Source organism: Microbacterium sp. GW821-FHT01D02 (assembly GCF_059422585.1).
This window is the reverse complement of record NZ_JBWKXB010000003.1, coordinates 687681-702595: the sequence shown is the minus strand read 5'-3', so window position 1 is coordinate 702595 and position 14915 is coordinate 687681. Positions and strand designations below refer to the sequence as shown.

17 protein-coding genes and 1 tRNA gene are annotated in these 14915 nt (G+C 69.9%); 10 read left to right on the top strand and 8 right to left on the bottom strand.

Features of this window, described 5'->3' with window-relative positions:
* Window positions 1–11: 11 nt before the first annotated feature.
* Window positions 12–797: a helix-turn-helix transcriptional regulator gene (locus tag AC07VM_RS16935; RefSeq protein WP_494912360.1), complete on the bottom strand. Its 786-nt coding sequence runs from the start codon at window positions 795–797 to the stop codon at window positions 12–14.
* Between the two features lie 162 nt (window positions 798–959).
* On the opposite strand from AC07VM_RS16935, the gene AC07VM_RS16930 reads away from it, so the two are divergent.
* Genes AC07VM_RS16930 through AC07VM_RS16915 form a run of 4 tightly spaced genes read left to right on the top strand, consistent with a single transcriptional unit; the run spans window position 960 to window position 4899 of the window.
* Window positions 960–2003 (top strand): ABC transporter substrate-binding protein, encoded by a 1044-nt coding sequence (locus AC07VM_RS16930; RefSeq protein WP_494912359.1) that lies wholly within the window; start codon window positions 960–962, stop codon window positions 2001–2003.
* Between the two features lie 57 nt (window positions 2004–2060).
* Window positions 2061–3050 carry a FecCD family ABC transporter permease gene (locus tag AC07VM_RS16925; protein WP_267418255.1) on the top strand — a complete coding sequence of 330 codons (990 nt, stop codon included), beginning with the start codon at window positions 2061–2063 and terminating at the stop codon, window positions 3048–3050.
* On the top strand, window positions 3047–4090 hold the full coding sequence (locus AC07VM_RS16920) for a FecCD family ABC transporter permease (RefSeq protein ID WP_494912358.1): 1044 nt from the start codon (window positions 3047–3049) through the stop codon (window positions 4088–4090). Before AC07VM_RS16925 ends, AC07VM_RS16920 begins: the two co-directional genes overlap by 4 nt.
* Window positions 4087–4899, top strand: coding sequence for an ABC transporter ATP-binding protein (locus AC07VM_RS16915; protein ID WP_494912357.1), 813 nt, complete (start codon window positions 4087–4089; stop codon window positions 4897–4899). The genes AC07VM_RS16920 and AC07VM_RS16915 overlap by 4 nt, the downstream gene beginning before the upstream one ends.
* 33 nt (window positions 4900–4932) lie before the next feature.
* Here AC07VM_RS16915 and AC07VM_RS16910 read toward each other — a convergent pair whose 3' ends face one another.
* Both AC07VM_RS16910 and AC07VM_RS16905 read right to left on the bottom strand, forming a co-directional pair.
* Window positions 4933–5502, bottom strand: a complete 570-nt coding sequence (locus AC07VM_RS16910; protein ID WP_494912356.1) for a hypothetical protein — start codon at window positions 5500–5502, stop codon at window positions 4933–4935.
* 20 nt (window positions 5503–5522) lie between these two features.
* The gene (locus AC07VM_RS16905; RefSeq protein ID WP_267418259.1) at window positions 5523–6320 is read right to left on the bottom strand and encodes an inositol monophosphatase family protein; all 798 of its coding nucleotides are present in this window, start codon (window positions 6318–6320) and stop codon (window positions 5523–5525) included.
* A gap of 155 nt (window positions 6321–6475) precedes the next feature.
* Here AC07VM_RS16905 and AC07VM_RS16900 point away from each other — a divergent pair.
* The 3 genes from AC07VM_RS16900 (at window position 6476) to AC07VM_RS16890 (ending at window position 8718) form a co-directional block, all read left to right on the top strand.
* Window positions 6476–6548, top strand: a tRNA-Lys gene (locus AC07VM_RS16900).
* A gap of 109 nt (window positions 6549–6657) precedes the next feature.
* Window positions 6658–6999, top strand: coding sequence for a hypothetical protein (locus AC07VM_RS16895; RefSeq protein WP_494912354.1), 342 nt, complete (start codon window positions 6658–6660; stop codon window positions 6997–6999).
* A gap of 168 nt (window positions 7000–7167) precedes the next feature.
* A complete protein-coding gene (locus AC07VM_RS16890) occupies window positions 7168–8718 on the top strand; it encodes an Ig-like domain-containing protein (protein WP_494912353.1) in 1551 nt (516 codons plus the stop codon).
* A gap of 97 nt (window positions 8719–8815) precedes the next feature.
* Here the strand turns inward: AC07VM_RS16890 and AC07VM_RS16885 are convergent, their stop codons facing one another.
* The 4 genes from AC07VM_RS16885 to AC07VM_RS16870 all read right to left on the bottom strand — a co-directional run bounded on the left by AC07VM_RS16885 (window position 8816) and on the right by AC07VM_RS16870 (window position 11864).
* Window positions 8816–9298 (bottom strand): YbaK/EbsC family protein, encoded by a 483-nt coding sequence (locus tag AC07VM_RS16885; RefSeq protein WP_494912351.1) that lies wholly within the window; start codon window positions 9296–9298, stop codon window positions 8816–8818.
* A gap of 76 nt (window positions 9299–9374) precedes the next feature.
* The gene (locus AC07VM_RS16880; protein WP_494912350.1) at window positions 9375–10604 is read right to left on the bottom strand and encodes an MFS transporter; all 1230 of its coding nucleotides are present in this window, start codon (window positions 10602–10604) and stop codon (window positions 9375–9377) included.
* Entirely contained in the window at window positions 10601–11038 is a 438-nt protein-coding gene (locus AC07VM_RS16875; protein WP_267418265.1) for a MarR family winged helix-turn-helix transcriptional regulator, read from the bottom strand. Before AC07VM_RS16875 ends, AC07VM_RS16880 begins: the two co-directional genes overlap by 4 nt.
* Before the next feature lie 37 nt (window positions 11039–11075).
* Window positions 11076–11864, bottom strand: a complete 789-nt coding sequence (locus AC07VM_RS16870) for an IclR family transcriptional regulator (RefSeq protein WP_494912348.1) — start codon at window positions 11862–11864, stop codon at window positions 11076–11078.
* A gap of 105 nt (window positions 11865–11969) precedes the next feature.
* Between AC07VM_RS16870 and AC07VM_RS16865 the strand changes: the two genes are divergently transcribed.
* The 3 genes from AC07VM_RS16865 to AC07VM_RS16855 are packed head-to-tail and all read left to right on the top strand — an operon-like array spanning window position 11970 to window position 14590.
* Window positions 11970–12743, top strand: a complete 774-nt coding sequence (locus AC07VM_RS16865; RefSeq protein WP_494912346.1) for a CoA transferase subunit A — start codon at window positions 11970–11972, stop codon at window positions 12741–12743.
* Window position 12744: 1 nt separating this feature from the next.
* Window positions 12745–13413, top strand: a complete 669-nt coding sequence (locus AC07VM_RS16860) for a CoA transferase subunit B (RefSeq protein ID WP_267418268.1) — start codon at window positions 12745–12747, stop codon at window positions 13411–13413.
* The gene (locus AC07VM_RS16855) at window positions 13406–14590 is read left to right on the top strand and encodes an acetyl-CoA C-acetyltransferase (RefSeq protein WP_494912345.1); all 1185 of its coding nucleotides are present in this window, start codon (window positions 13406–13408) and stop codon (window positions 14588–14590) included. Before AC07VM_RS16860 ends, AC07VM_RS16855 begins: the two co-directional genes overlap by 8 nt.
* 24 nt (window positions 14591–14614) lie before the next feature.
* Here the strand turns inward: AC07VM_RS16855 and AC07VM_RS16850 are convergent, their stop codons facing one another.
* Entirely contained in the window at window positions 14615–14914 is a 300-nt protein-coding gene (locus tag AC07VM_RS16850) for a hypothetical protein (protein ID WP_494912344.1), read from the bottom strand.
* Window position 14915 lies beyond the last annotated feature (1 nt).

Sequence of the window (14915 nt, the reverse complement as noted above, 5' to 3'; positions counted from 1 at the left end):
GTGGGCCCGCGTCAGCGCGCCTCCCGACGGCGCGCGTGGGCAGGGCGCTGACCACGCTTCGCGCGGGCGTAGGCGGCGGGCGTCGAGCCGAACAGCTGCCGGAACGCCTTGATGAACCCCGTGGGGGTCGCGTACCCGCTCAGGTCGGACGCCTCCTGAACGGTGCATCCGTCGACGATGAGCCGTTCTGCCGCGTACAGCCGGGCGCGGGTCCGCCATTGCCCGAACGTGAGTCCGGTCTCGCTCTGGAAGGAACGCTGCAGCGTCTTCGTGCTGACGAGGAGCTGTCGCGCCCAGTCGTCCAGCTCGCGATGGTCACCCGGGTCGGCGAGGATGCCCTCGGCGACGGTGCGAGCGCGCGGGTCGGCCGGGACGGCGAGCGTGTCGAAGCTCTCCTCGGTGTTCTCGAGGATGTTCAGCAGAAGCGCGAGGGATGCCTGGAGCCGCTCCGCATCGGCCTCCGCGGTGCACAGGTTCCGCACGATCGCGCCCGCGACCGGATCGACGGGCAGAGCGAGCGGCCTGCTCCACCGCGCCTGGGGGATGCGCAGCCCGGGGGAGAGGTACAGGCTGAACATCTCCTCCGCGCCCGCCATCCGCATCTCGTGCTCGGCGAGCGCGGGCACCCACGCGAAGTGGTCGCCGTGCAGACGCCAGCGCGAATCACCGACCCGGATGTGGGCGCCACCCGGCACCCAGGCGAGCTGATCCGCCGTGTGCGCATGCTCTTCGAAGTGCTGATCGGGGAGCACCTGCTCGCGATGCGCGGCAAGATCTTCGGATGTCGTTCCAGGCACAGGAATCCTTCGTCCTCGGCATATCCGGGCTCTCGATCGTCCTCAGTGGACGACGATGCCGCACTCTCGGACGATTGACGTCCTGTGAGGATGATAGCGAATTAGGTAAGCCTTCACTATGTTTGGCAGTCGTCCCCCCTGACTTTCCACCCGAGGAGTCCCATGTCCCGTCTGCACCGGCGTGCGCCACGTACCCTGATCGCGCTCACCGCGCTCGTGCTGGCCGCCTCGTCCTTGACCGCCTGCTCCGCGAGCTCGGATGCCTCCTCCGGTCCGTCCGAACAGGCCTCGTCGGGCTCCTACCCGGTCACTGTCGAGCACGTCTACGGCGAGACGACCATCGATGAGAAGCCCGAGCGCATCGTCACGCTCGGCTGGTACTCGCAGGATGTCGTCGCGGCGCTCGGAGAGGTCCCGGTCGGAGTCGAGGACTTCACGTGGGGCAACGTCGACACCTACCTCCCGTGGTTCAAGGATCGGGTCGAGGAGCTCGGTGGCGAGCTGCCCGAGATCATCGAGTTCACGGACGCCGGCGAGTACGACTTCGAGCAGATCCTCGCCCTCGCCCCCGACGTGATCCTCGCCAACCACTCGGGCATCTCCGAGACCGACTACAAGCGGCTCACGGAGATCGCGCCGACCGTCGCGTTCGCGGAGTCGACGTGGGCATCGGATCGCGAGCAGCTGACGCTCTCGGTCGGCTCCGTGCTCGGCAAGGAGGACGAGGCGCAGAAGCTCCTCGACGAATCGGACGCCGCGATCGAGGCCGCCGCCGACGCGCACCCGGAGTTCCAGGGCATCGTCTTCTCGTACGGGTGGTTCCTCGCCGAGGGCGAGACCTCCCTCGGGCTCTACCTCCCGCGTGACCCGCGGGTGCCGCTCCTCGAGCAGCTGGGCTTCGAGTACTCGCCGGACATCGCCGCACTCGAGGACACCACGAAGGAGTTCTACGCCAACGTGAGCCTCGAGGAACTCGGCGACATCGAGTCGCAATTCCACATCGGCTGGGGCAACACCCCGGAGGACGTGGAACACACCCTCGCGGACCCGCTGGTCTCCCGCTGGGCACCGATCGCCGCCGGTTCCTCCTACTTCTTCGAGGATCAGCGCCTCGCCTGGGCGACGACGGCTCCGAGCGTGCTGAGCATCCCCTCCACGATCGACGACCTCGCCGACGCGCTGGCCGGCGCGGTTCCCGCCAACTGATCGGTGTCGACGCCGTCGAGCCGCGCCGCGGAACGTCCGTCGACGTCCCGCGGCGCGGTGTCCCGTCTGGGTGGACTGGTCATCGCGCTGGCCGTCCTGTTCCTCGCAGCGTTGCTGAGTCTCATGGTCGGTGCGCGGGCCCTGCCTCCGGCGACCGTGCTGGCCGCGCTGTTCGACTTCGACGGCTCCGATGCGCAGGCGATCGTCCGTGATTCCCGTCTGCCACGCACGGTCGTCGGCCTCGTCGTCGGGCCGGCGCTCGGCGTGTGCGGAGCGCTGATCCAGGCGTTCACCCGCAATCCGCTCGCCGATCCGGGCATCCTCGGGGTGAACGCCGGAGCGACCTTCGCCGTGACGATGGGAGTCGGTCTTCTCGGCGTGCGCGCGCCGAACGCCTATGTCTGGTTCGCCCTGATCGGGGCCCTCGCGGTCACCCTGATCGTCTATCTGATCGGCGCGGCCGGCCGCGGTGGTCCGTCTCCCGGCCGCATGACGCTCGCGGGCGTCGCGATCGGCGCGGTTCTCAGCGGCATCACGTCGATCGTGATGCTCAAGAACATGGAGGTCTTCAGCACGCTGCGGCTGTGGGGGCTGGGCAGTCTCGGCGGTCGCGATGAGAGCGCGGTCGCCCTGATCGCCCCGTTCATCGCGGTCGGCCTGATCATCGCCCTCCTCATCGCGCGTCCGCTCAATGCCATCGCCCTCGGAGACGACCTCGGCCGGACGCTCGGCGCCGGCCTCGTGCGCACGCGGATCGTCTCGATCGTCGCCGTGACGGTGCTGGCCGGCGGTGCCACGGCTCTCGCCGGTCCGATCGCGTTCATCGGGCTGATGGTGCCGCATGCCGTGCGGTGGTTCACCGGACCCGACCAGCGGTGGATCATCGTGTACTCGGCGATCCTCGCTCCGAGCATGCTTCTGCTCTCCGACGTGATCGGTCGTGTGGTGCTCCCCACCGGAGAGCTCCAGGTGAGCATCGTCACCGCCGTCGTCGGCGCTCCGGTGCTGATCGCACTCGCACGCCGCAGGAAGGTGAGCGGACTGTGAACGCCGCTCCGACCGACGACCGCTCCCGTCTGATGACCGTTCGGATGGGCGACGTCCTCTGGCGTCTCGAGGTGCGCACCCTCGTGATCCGATCGGTGCTCGTGGCGCTGCTGATCGCGCTCGGAGTGGCGACGCTCATGGTGGGCACCTTCCAGCTCGACCTCTCCCAGGTGCTGTCGGCCCTCACGGGCGGGGGAGAGGACAACGTCCGCAAGCTCGTCGTCGAATGGCGGCTGCCGCGTCTGCTGTTCGCGGTGCTCGGCGGGATCGCGCTCGGTGTCAGCGGAGCTATCTTCCAGTCCCTCACACGGAACCCCCTGGGAAGCCCGGACGTCATCGGCTTCGACGCGGGGTCGTACACCGGCGCCCTCGTGGTGATGCTGGTCCTCGGCAGCGCGTCGTACGCGCTCATCGCGTCCGGGGCGGTGCTCGGGGGAGTGCTGACCGCGTTGGTGGTCTACCTGCTCGCCTATCGGGGTGGGATCCAGGGGTTCCGATTCATCATCGTCGGCATCGGCGTCTCGGCTTTCCTGGTCGGGATCAACAGCTACCTGCTCATCAGCACGGGCGCCCAGGAGGCTCGCGCCGCCGTCGCGTGGGGCTTCGGCTCGTTCTCCGCCCTCGGCTACGAGCAACTGCTGCCGTTCACGCTCGCCCTCGTGGTGATCCTTCCGCTGGTCGCGGTGGCGCGCCGGGGCTTCGCGCAGCTCGAACTCGGCGACGATGCCGCCAAGGCGCTGGGCGTGCACGTCGAACGCCGGCGCCTGACCATGACGGTGCTGGGGGTGGCACTGACCGCCATCGTCACCGCGGCCGCCGGGCCGATCGCGTTCGTCGCGCTCGTCGCCCCGCAGGTCGCCCGCCGTCTCGTGCGTTCGCCGGGACTCGATCTGCCCAGCGCAGGGATCGTCGGCGCCGTTCTGCTGCTCGGCGCCGACTTCATCGGTCAGCGCATCAACATCACCGTCGGTCTCGTGACCGTCGTCCTCGGCGGAGGCTACTTCGCCTGGTTGCTCATCAGGGAAGGATTCCGTCGATGACAGAGTCGCCGTCCAGCCGTCTGCGAGCCGAAGGCGTCACCATCGGCTACGACCGCCGGATCATCTCCACCGATCTCTCGGTCTCGATCCCGGACGGATCGTTCACCGTGATCGTGGGGCCGAACGCCTGCGGCAAGTCGACGCTGCTGCGCACGCTGTCACGCCTGCTCGCACCGGAGTCGGGGCAGGTGCTGCTCGACGGCAAGGCGATCCACAGCTATCGGGCGAAGGAGGTCGCACGCCGGGTCGGGCTGCTCCCACAGAGCTCGCTCGCCCCGGACGGGATCCGCGTGGCCGATCTGGTCGGCCGCGGGCGCTATCCCCATCAGACGCTGCTGCGCCCCTGGACCGACGCGGACACCGTCGCGGTCGACGCGGCCATGGCCGCGACGGGCGTGACCGAGCTCTCCGGGCGCCTCGTCGACGAGCTGTCGGGCGGCCAGCGCCAGCGTGTCTGGGTCGCGATGGTGCTGGCGCAGCAGACGCCGCTGCTGCTGCTGGACGAGCCGACGACCTTCCTCGACATCGCGCATCAGATCGAGCTGCTCGAGCTGTTCACGGACCTGCACGACGACGGCAGCACCCTGGTCGCCGTCCTGCACGACCTGAACCATGCGGCGCGCTACGCCACGCACCTCATCGCCATGAAGGACGGCGCCGTCGTCGCCGAGGGGCGCCCGGATGACGTGGTGACGGCGGAACTGGTCGAGGAGGTCTTCGGGCTGCCGTGCGTCGTCGTCCCCGATCCGATCACCGGCAAGCCCAGCGTCGTGCCGATCGGTCGCGACCGTTCGCGCCGCACGCGCTGAGGGAACGCTGTCGGGGCGCGCCGGGCAGGCCGGTCAGCCGGTCCACTCCACGAGGATCAGTCCCTGCCGCGTATCGGCGAACTTCACCCAGCCGTCGCCGAACAGGTACGTCATCCCGTACCCGTCGTCGTCGAGCCCCATGGAGTACTGGGGGTCTTCGGTGAAGTACACGCCGTCCTCGCCGTCCTCCCGCTTCCAGCCCTCCGCGAGCAGGCCTGCCTGCGCGCGAGCCGCATCGGCCGAGGTCAGCGCGGACCATCCGTACAGCTGGCCGTGATCGGAGGCGACCGAGTAGTCGGCCCAGAAGCACAGCAGGCCGTCCGCCAGCTCGACCCCGCCGACCACGAACTCCTTCGGCTGCGCGGTCCATCCGATCTCGGAGAGCCGTTCGACGGTTCCCGCCGAGACCATCGACTCGCAGGTGAGCTCTCCGGAGGATGGCTCCGGAGTCGCCGACGTGACCGGGACGGGTGTCGCCGACGGGCTCGGCGCGATGGCCTCCGGTGTCGATGCCGGCGGCGGATCCGCGGGAGCGGCACATGCCGTCAGTGCGACGAGCAGCAGCAGGACGCCCGCGGTGGCGGACATGATGCGCGGGTTCATCGCTGGCCTCGTGGTTCGTATCAGTCGTTCATGAGCGTCAGGAAGTCTTCGTGGAGCCTGCCGTTGGTTGCCAGTGTCGAGCGCGCCGAGATCGTCTCGGTGCCGTCGGCGGCCGTCATCCGGCCGCCGGCTTCCCGGACGATCGCGACCGCCGCGGCGATGTCGTACTCCTTGACGCCGAACTCCGCGACCATGTCGACCCGCCCCTCGGCGAGCAGCATGTACGAGTAGACATCCCCGTAGGCGCGATCGCGCCACACCCGTGCCGCGATAGCGAGCAGGGTGTCGAGGCGCCCGGCATCCGACCACTGCGCGATGCTCTGGAAGCTCACGCTGGCGTCGTCGAGCGAGGAAACGGAGGAGGTCTGCAGTGCACGGGGCCCGTCCTCGGTGGCGGTCCAGGCGCCTGCTCCCGAGGAAGCCCACCAGCGGCGGCCGAGCGCCGGCATGCTGACGACGCCGACCTGGGGGACGCCGTCGATCGCGAGCGAGATCATGGTGCCCCACAGCGGGACGCCGCGGAGGAAATTGGCCGTGCCGTCGATCGGATCGATGATCCACTGGCGGTGCGTGCTTCCCTCCGCGCCGAACTCCTCGCCGAAGATCCCGTCCTCGGGGCGTTCCGCCGCGAGGATGTCGCGGATCGCCCGCTCGGTGGCGAGGTCGGCATCCGTCACGTGCGAGTTGTCGGCCTTGGTCGAGATCTCGAGGTCGGAGGCATCGAACCGCGGAAGCGACTGGCCGTCGGCGGCATCGGCGAGGCGGAGCGCGAGGTCGAGATCTCGGCGCAGGTCATCGGCGTGGGGGGAGACGGTCACGGTCTCAGAATAGTCGGCGGGCGACGGTAGGCTGAGGGTCGAAAGGCCATGTTTCGTCCTGCGAAGAAGGCCTGCCACGCCCGGGCCGCACTCGATTTCACATGGGGCCGGTCGGCTGGTAATGTAATTCCTCGGTCGGGGTTATCCCGGGCCACGCACCTCTAGCTCAATCGGCAGAGCAACTGACTCTTAATCAGTGGGTTCTCGGTTCAAGTCCGAGGGGGTGCACGGATCAGCCTCGGAAACTCTCGCCAGTTTCCGAGGCTTTTCTGCTTCCCGGGGCCTTTCTGCACTTTCGCGAGCTGCCGCGCCTCGGAGCTTCTGTGAGGATGATGGCGTGCGCTATCTGACGATCGAGATCCCGGTGGGGCTCTGGCAACGCGTCGACGGGTGCGTCGACAACTCGATGGCGATCGACGTGGTCGACGGGAACATCGAGACGGTGATCGCCGGGTCCTGCGTCCGTGACGCGGGCTGGCGTGCGTCCGCCGTGTACGAGGGCGCGCGCGACGACGACGGGTGGCCGCCGCCGCGGCATCCGCTCGCCGTCACGCTTCGACGCGCGCACTGGGAGTGGGTGCTGTCTCAGCTGGACCGCTGGGAACCGTTCGTGACCGACGGCGGGTCGGACGCACGCGATGTCCGCGCGATCGTCGGTCCCGCGCTCACCGCCGGATAGGCCGTCACCGTCGGATCTCGGCGTTCCGGACCGATATTCCGTCGAGCTCTCGCGTAACGGAACGCCGATGATGCCGTCTCTCCAGTGGGGACATACGCACCACCAGTTCGGATGCGCTGCAGGACAGCGTGGCGGCGGTGGGGCTTCATCGACGAACTGGGGAACACCGTGTACAGAAGCAATCGGCGCGCTCGCGCGCGCCGCCGGACCACCACGATCATCGCCGTTGCCGCCGCAGCGCTCACCGCCGCGATCACGCTCGCCGGTGCGGGGGCGGCCACGGCGGCCGAGTACGACTATCCGGGGGCGGTCGACGCGTCGTCGATCACCGTGACGAAGTCCGGCGCCGGGGGGACCGTCGCCCAGTGGGACCAGGTGCGCGTCGATGCGGACTGGGCGGTGCCGGACGGCGCCGTGGCGGGACAGACCTTCGGGTTCACCCTGCCGAGCGAGTTCGGGCGCACGGGGATGACCTTCACGGTGCCGTCGACCGAGGATCCGAGTCGGACGGTCGCCGAATGCGCCGTGAGCGGAGACGTCGCTCCCGTCGTCACGTGCACGCTCACCGACTACGTGGACGGACGCACCGGGGTCAACGGATCGTTGTGGTTCACGGCCAGTGCAGACGAGCAGACGACCGAGAGCACGGTCGAGTTCACCGTCGACGGCCGGATCACCCGGGTCGAGGTGCCCGGCGGTGGCATCGGCCCGGCGGCTCCACTGCCGACCGAGCCGCAGAAGTGGTCGTGGCAGACGGACGACGGCAACATCGCCTGGCAGCTCGCCCTGCCCGGCGCGCGCTTCCAGGGCGTGGACGCGATCGTGATCGACGACACCCTCACGCCTGCGGGCGACGGATACGCGGAGCACCACAACGAGGACGGCCGGCTCGTGGTCTGGAGCACCACCATGCAGGATCAGGATCCCCGGACCATCACGGACTGGACCGGCGAGTGGAACGACGCGGGGACCGCTTTCCACCTCGAGATCCCCGCGCCGATCGACCCCGCGCGGATGTACTTCGTGAAGTACCTCACGGTGCCCGGCTCGCAGGTCGACGGCGCCACCTACGGCAACGTCGCCGACGTGAACGGCGTGCAGCTGCACGACCGCGAGGTCTGGACCGTCACGGGCGGCGGAAGCGGCGACGGTTCAGCCTCCGGAGCCTTCACGCTGACCAAGACGGTCGCGGGCACCGGTGCGTCCGATGTCCCGAAGGATGCCGTCTACACGGTGCGCTACCGCTACGGCGATCCCGAGGTGGAGCGTACCGTCGCTCTGACGGCCGGGGCGACGGCTCCGCGCATCCAGCTCCCTGCAGGAACGATCGTCACGCTGGAGGAGGTCGCGCCGCCCGCGGTGAAGGGCATCGACTGGGGTACGCCGGTCTTCACCGGCGCCGGGGTGCGTGCACTGCCGGAGGGTGGCGCGCAGATCACCATCGGCGGCGGGTCGACGGTCGCGATCACGCTGACGAACACGGCGACGGCGAAGCCGCCGGTGATCCCGCCCACCACGCCGGCGACCGTGCCTCCGACGCCGCCGACCGCCGTCACTCCGCCGGCGGAACTGCCGCTCACCGGGGCGTCATCGCTCGCGACGACCGGTGCGGACGTGCCGGCAGCGATCCTCTGGGCGGGCGGCGGAGCCCTCGCGCTCGGCATCGCCCTCGTGGTCCTCGCGGCCGTTCGCGCCCGCAGGCGGGAACCGCAGGACTGATCGACGCCACGATCCGGCTGACGCCACGGAGCCTCGTGCTCCGTGGCGTCCGTCGCTCTCGCGCACGGGGAAGAACGCGCGGAGGGCGACGAGGACCTCAGGCGACGGCGACGATCGTCCCATTCGTGAGCAGGCGCAGCTGTTCGAAGGTCAGCGGCATCACGGTGTGCGGATGTCCGGCTGCGGCCCAGAGCTCCTCGTGGTCCTGGAGAGCCTCGTCGAGGAAGGTGCGAAGCGGAGCGGGGTGGCCGACCGGAGCGACGCCGCCGATCGCCTGACCGGTGGCGGTGCGGACGACGGAGGCGGGCGCCATCGTCACGTCCGCCGCGCCGATGCTCGCGGTCAGCGCGGCGAGGTCGGCGCGGTGACCGCCGCTCGTCATCACGAGGACCGGCTCTCCGTCGGCGACGAACACGAGGCTGTTCGCGATCGCGGCGACGTCGCATCCGATGGCGGCTGCCGCTTCCACGGCCGTTCGCGCGGAATCCGGCAGCACGCGGATCGTGGTCTCGACGCCCGCATCCACAAGATGCTGATGCACGAGTCGGCTGCGTTCGGGGAGGGGGATGCCTTCGCTCATGGCCCCACGATAGCCAAGGCGCATGCAGCAACGCCGGGCCGGGCGACGATGCCCGGTCCGACGCTGCGGTCCGGATTCAGGCGGCGTCGCCCACGAGGATCGCCGCAGCGTCCTCGGATGCGGCATCCGCCGGCTCGTCTTCGATGTGCGCGAGCACTCGGCGTCCCAGGAAGACGGTGAGCGCGGCGAGCAGCACGGACACCGCGGCGAACAGGTACGGCACGGTCGCGTTGAACGCGTGCCACAGCAGCGCCGCGATCGGGGGAGCCATCGCGCCGCCGAGGAACCGCACGGCCGAGTACGCCGACGAAGCGACCGAGCGCGGCAGGTCCGTCGCCTCCATGACGGCCTCGGTGAGCACCGTGTTCATCACGCCGAGCAGCAGTCCGCCCACGACGATGCAGGCCACCAGGGCCGCGGCGTTTCCTACGAGCAGACCGGCCGCGACGAGATCGAGTGCGAGCAGCGGGAGGACGATGAGGATGATGCGCGTGCGCGGCATGCGGCGCATGAGGACCGGGGCCACCCAGACGCTCGTGACCGCGAGGGCGACACCCCAGCCGAAGAACGTGAAGCCGATCCCCATCGCACCGAATCCCAGCGGGAACGGCGAGAAGGCCAGCAGGACGAAGAAGCCGATGTTGTAGAACAGCGCGGCGACCGCGAGGATCGCCAGGGCGGGGCGACGGAGGGCCGTGAACGGGGCCGAGAAGGGCACCGGGACGCGCTTCTCACGCGGCCCCCGCAGCAGCACGAGCACGGCGACGAAGGCGATGGCCATGAGCACGACGACACCGAAGAACGGTCCGCGCCAGCTCTGCTCGCCGAGGATCCCGCCGAGCAGCGGACCGACGGCAATGCCGAGTCCGAGAGCCGCTTCGTACAGGATGATCGCCGCGCTGCTGCCACCCGATGCGGCGCCGACGATCGTGGCGAGCGCCGTCGAGATGAACAGCGCGTTGCCGAGTCCCCATCCGGCACGGAACCCGATGACGGCATCGACGCTGCCGCTGAGGGCGCACAGGAGTGCGAAGACGACGATGAGGGCGAGGCCGATGAGCAGCGTGGCCTTCGCTCCGATCCGGCTGGAGATCCAGCTGGTCACGAGCATCGCGAGGCCGGTCACGAGCAGGTAGCTGGTGAACAGCAGCTCGGTCTCCACCGGTGAGGCCTGCAGCGATTCGGCGATCGCGGGCAGGATCGGGTCGACGAGCCCGATGCCCATGAAGGCGACGACGCATGCGAAGGCGACGGCCCAGACCTGCGCGGGCTGTCTCCACACCGAGGTGGTGGCGGGGGTGTTCACCGGGTTTCTCCTGTTCGATCGGTGGCGGTGTGCGCGGCGAGGATCTCCGCCGCACGCGTGAGAGCGGACCAGTCCTCGTCGCTCACGGCGGCGAAGCGCGGTGCGAGCGTCTCTCGGAACTCTGCGCGCCATGCCGCGATGGCGGCGGCGCCCTGCGTCGTGATGTCGACGACGGTCGCTCGGGAATCGTCGGGGTCGGGGGAGCGGCGCACGAGTCCCTCGCGCTCCAGTCCGCCGAGGAGGCGTGTCATACCCGGTTGAGTGGTGCGCGCGGCGGCAGCGAGTTCTCCGACACGTCGGGAGCCCGCCTCCTCCAGGAGACTCAGCACCCGCCACTGTGCGGCGGGTGCGTCGTTCCCGGCATCCTGGGCGGCGATCCGGCCCAGCGCGTACCCCGAGAGCACGAGCGAGGCGATGACGTCCGAACGATTCATACCAAAGAGTATATACCCGATGGTATGTATCGACGCATCACCGCCGGGTGCCGGCGATCCGGGCGGAGAGCTGGTGCGCGTGCGCGAGGAGGGTGCGGCCGAGTTCCGGCAGCCGATCCGGGCCGAAACGGAACTCGACCCCGGTGAGGCTCAGCGCCCACTCCGGCCGCCCCGAGCGATCGAAGACCGCGGCGCCGATGCCCCAGCTGCCCTCCACGATCAGCCCCGGGTTGATCGCGTACCCGCGCTCCTTGGTCTCGGACAGGCGGGTGCGCAGTGCTCGGCGGCCATGCGTGCGTCCCCACGTGCCCTCCAGCTCGGGATGCCGCTCCAGATACGCGTCCACATCGTGGTCAGGCAGGAACGCGAGGATGGCCAGCCCCGCGCTCGCGACGCCCAGGGGAAATCGCACGCCCTCGCTCAGGACGAAGGAGCGGATGGGGAACGAGCCCTCCTCGCGGAGGAGGCAAACGGTCTCGTCCGCGCGCCGCACGGAGAAGAACGCGCTCTCCTCGGTCTTGACGGCCAGCGACCGCACGATGTCGCGTGCGAGGGCGGTCACGTCGTACCGCGCGGCAGCCACGGATCCCATGAGGTAGAGCTCCGGGCCGGGCATCCAGCGCGTGCTCTCCTCGTCGCGGTCGATCAGCCCCTCGAGCTTCAGGGCGCTGAGCAGACGGTGGGCCGTGGAACGCGACAGGTCGGCGGTGCGTGCCAGGTCGTGCAGGGTGGCGCCGTCGGCCCCGGCGGCGGTCACCAGGCGCAGCAGCCGGGCCGCACGAGCGATCGCCTGCGCGCCGGGGACGGTGGGGCCGGAGGATTCCATATCGTGGACGCTACCTCCGTATCCGACCACATCACAAGACCGGGCTCTCCTGTACGGGCACGCAGGGCGGATGCTGGAGGAAGGCACGCATTCGAAGGAGCAGACGTGATCGACAAGCAATGGGATTCCGCGACCGCCGCCGTCTCCGACATCCCGGACGGAGCGTCGCTCGCGGTCGGCGGGTTCGGGCTGTCCGGCAATCCGATCGCGCTGATCGAGGCTCTGCTCGCCCAGGGGACGAAAGACCTCAGCGTCGTGAGCAACAACTGCGGGGTGGACGACTGGGGCCTCGGGGTCCTGCTCGCCGCACAACGCATCCGCAAGATGACGTCGTCGTACGTGGGCGAGAACAAGGAGTTCGAGCGCCAGTTCCTCAGCGGTGAGCTCGAGCTCGAGCTCACCCCGCAGGGCACGCTCGCCGAGAAGCTCCGTGCCGGCGGCTCCGGCATCGCCGCGTTCTTCACCCAGACGGGCGTCGGCACCCAGGTCGCCGAGGGGGGACTCCCGCGCCGGTACAACCCCGACGGCAGCATCGCCGTCGCCTCACCGGTCAAGGACGTGCGCACGTTCGACGTGGACGGCACGCCCGCGGAGTTCGTCCTGGAGGAGGCGATCACCACCGACTTCTCCCTCGTGCACGCGGCGCGCGGCGACCGGCACGGCAACCTCGTCTTCAACAAGGCGGCCCGCAACTTCAATCCGCTCGCCGCCATGGCCGGTCGCATCTGCATCGCCCAGGTCGAGCAGCTGGTGGAACCGGGCGAGCTCGACCCCGACGGCATCCACCTCCCCGGTGTCTTCGTGCATCGCATCGTCGAGGTCGGCACCGACATCCCGAAGCGCATCGAACGGCGCACCGTCGCCGCGGAAGGAGCCTGAGATGGCACTCACCCGAGACCAGATGGCCGCCCGCGCCGCCGCCGAGCTCGAGGACGGCGCGTACGTCAACCTCGGCATCGGTCTGCCGACGCTCGTGCCGAACCATGTGCCGCGTGACGTCACGGTCGTCCTGCAGTCGGAGAACGGGATCCTCGGCGTCGGCCCGTACCCGCGGGAGGAGGCGGTGGATCCCGATCTCATCAACGCCGGCAAGGAGACGGTCACGACTCTCCCGGGGGCGGCGTTCTTCGATTCGGCGACGAGCTTCGGCATGATCCGCGGTGGCAAGATCGACGCGGCGATCCTCGGCGCGATGCAGGTCTCCGCGACGGGCGACCTCGCGAACTGGATGATCCCCGGCAAGATGGTCAAGGGTCCGGGCGGCGCGATGGATCTCGTGCACGGGGCCGGCCGGGTCATCGTGCTCATGGAACACGTCGCGAAGGACGGGTCGGCGAAGATCGTCGACGACTGCTCGCTGCCGCTGACGGGCAGGGGAGTGGTCGACCGGATCATCACCGATCTCGCGGTGATCGATGTCACCGCGGACGGCCTCGTCCTCGTCGAGACCGCGCCCGGGGTGACGATCGACGAGGTCGTCGCCGCGACCGAACCACCACTCGACGTCTCCCACGCGCTCTCCACCGGAAGGAACCAGGACCATGTCTGAGAACGATGTCGTCATCGTCGCCGCCGCCCGCACCCCGCAGGGGCGGCTGAAGGGGCAGCTCGCCGCCTTCACCGCACCCCAGCTCGGATCGTTCGCGATCCGCGGTGCGCTCGAGCAGGCATCCGTCGATCCCGCGGACGTCGACGCGGTCATCGTCGGGCAGGTGCTCGCCGCGGGCTCCGGGCAGAACGCGGCCCGTCAGGCGGCCATCGGTGCGGGCATCGGCTGGGACGTGCCCGCCCACTCCGTGAACAAGGTGTGCCTGTCCGGGCTCACGGCGATCATCGACGCCGCGCGGATGATCCGCACCGGCGACGCGGATGTCGTGGTCGCCGCGGGCATGGAGTCGATGACGCGCGCACCGCACCTGCTGATGGGCTCGCGAGACGGCTGGACCTACGGAAGCGTCGAGGTGCTCGACCACATGGCCTACGACGGGCTCACCGATGCGTATGAGCGGGAGAGCATGGGGGCGTCGACCGAGCGGCACAACGCCCGATACGAGCTCACCCGGGAGGCACAGGACCGAGTCGCCGCGCTTTCGCACCAGCGTGCGGCGGCGGCTCAGGAGGCGGGCGTGTTCGAGGAGGAGATCGTCGCCGTGGAGGTGCCGCAGCGCCGCGGAGAGCCGGTGCGGGTGACGAAGGACGAGGGCGTGCGCCCGGACACGACGGTGGAGACTCTCGGGGGCCTGCGTGCGGCTTTCGCGGAGGGTGGCTCCATCACCGCGGGGAACTCCTCCCAGATCTCGGACGGCGCGTCGGCCGTGGTCGTCACGACCCGCGGAACCGCCGCGGCGAAGGGATGGCCGGTCCTCGCGACGGTCGGCGCCAGCGGTCAGACCGCCGGCCCCGACAACTCCCTGCAGGCGCAGCCGGCCCGCGCGATCGAGCGCGCCTGCGCGAAGCAGGGCATCACCCCGTCAGACCTCGACCTCGTGGAGATCAACGAGGCGTTCGGCGCGGTCGTGGCCCGTTCGCAGGTCGAACTCGGCCTGGACGACAGCATCGTGAACATCCACGGCGGCGGCATCGCGATCGGTCATCCGATCGGGGCTTCGGGCAACAGACTCGTGGTGCATGTCGCGCACGAGCTCGTCCGCCGAGGGGGAGGAACGGCGGCCGTCGGCCTGTGCGGCGGCGGCGGTCAGGGCGAAGCGCTGATCCTCACGCGCTGAGCGGCGCGTTCGGGACGCACGGTCTCAGGACCGTGCGTCCTTGGCGTGGTCCTGGGTGTCGGCGAGCGCCTTCTGCGACCGGAACTGGAGGCGCTGGGCCTTCTTGGCCTTCTTGACCGCCTGCGGGGAGTCGGCGTCCACGAGCACTCCGCGACGCTCGCGGTTCAGGTCGATCACGGCACCGACGGCGAGAGCCATCGTGATGCCCCAGCTCACCCAGGACAGCGCGGCGCGCCAGGTGAGGGGTTGCTCGCGGGTGCCGCGCAGCAGCGAGATCCCCGCCGAGATCGCAGCGACAAGTCCGGTGCTGAAGAGGTAGCGCATT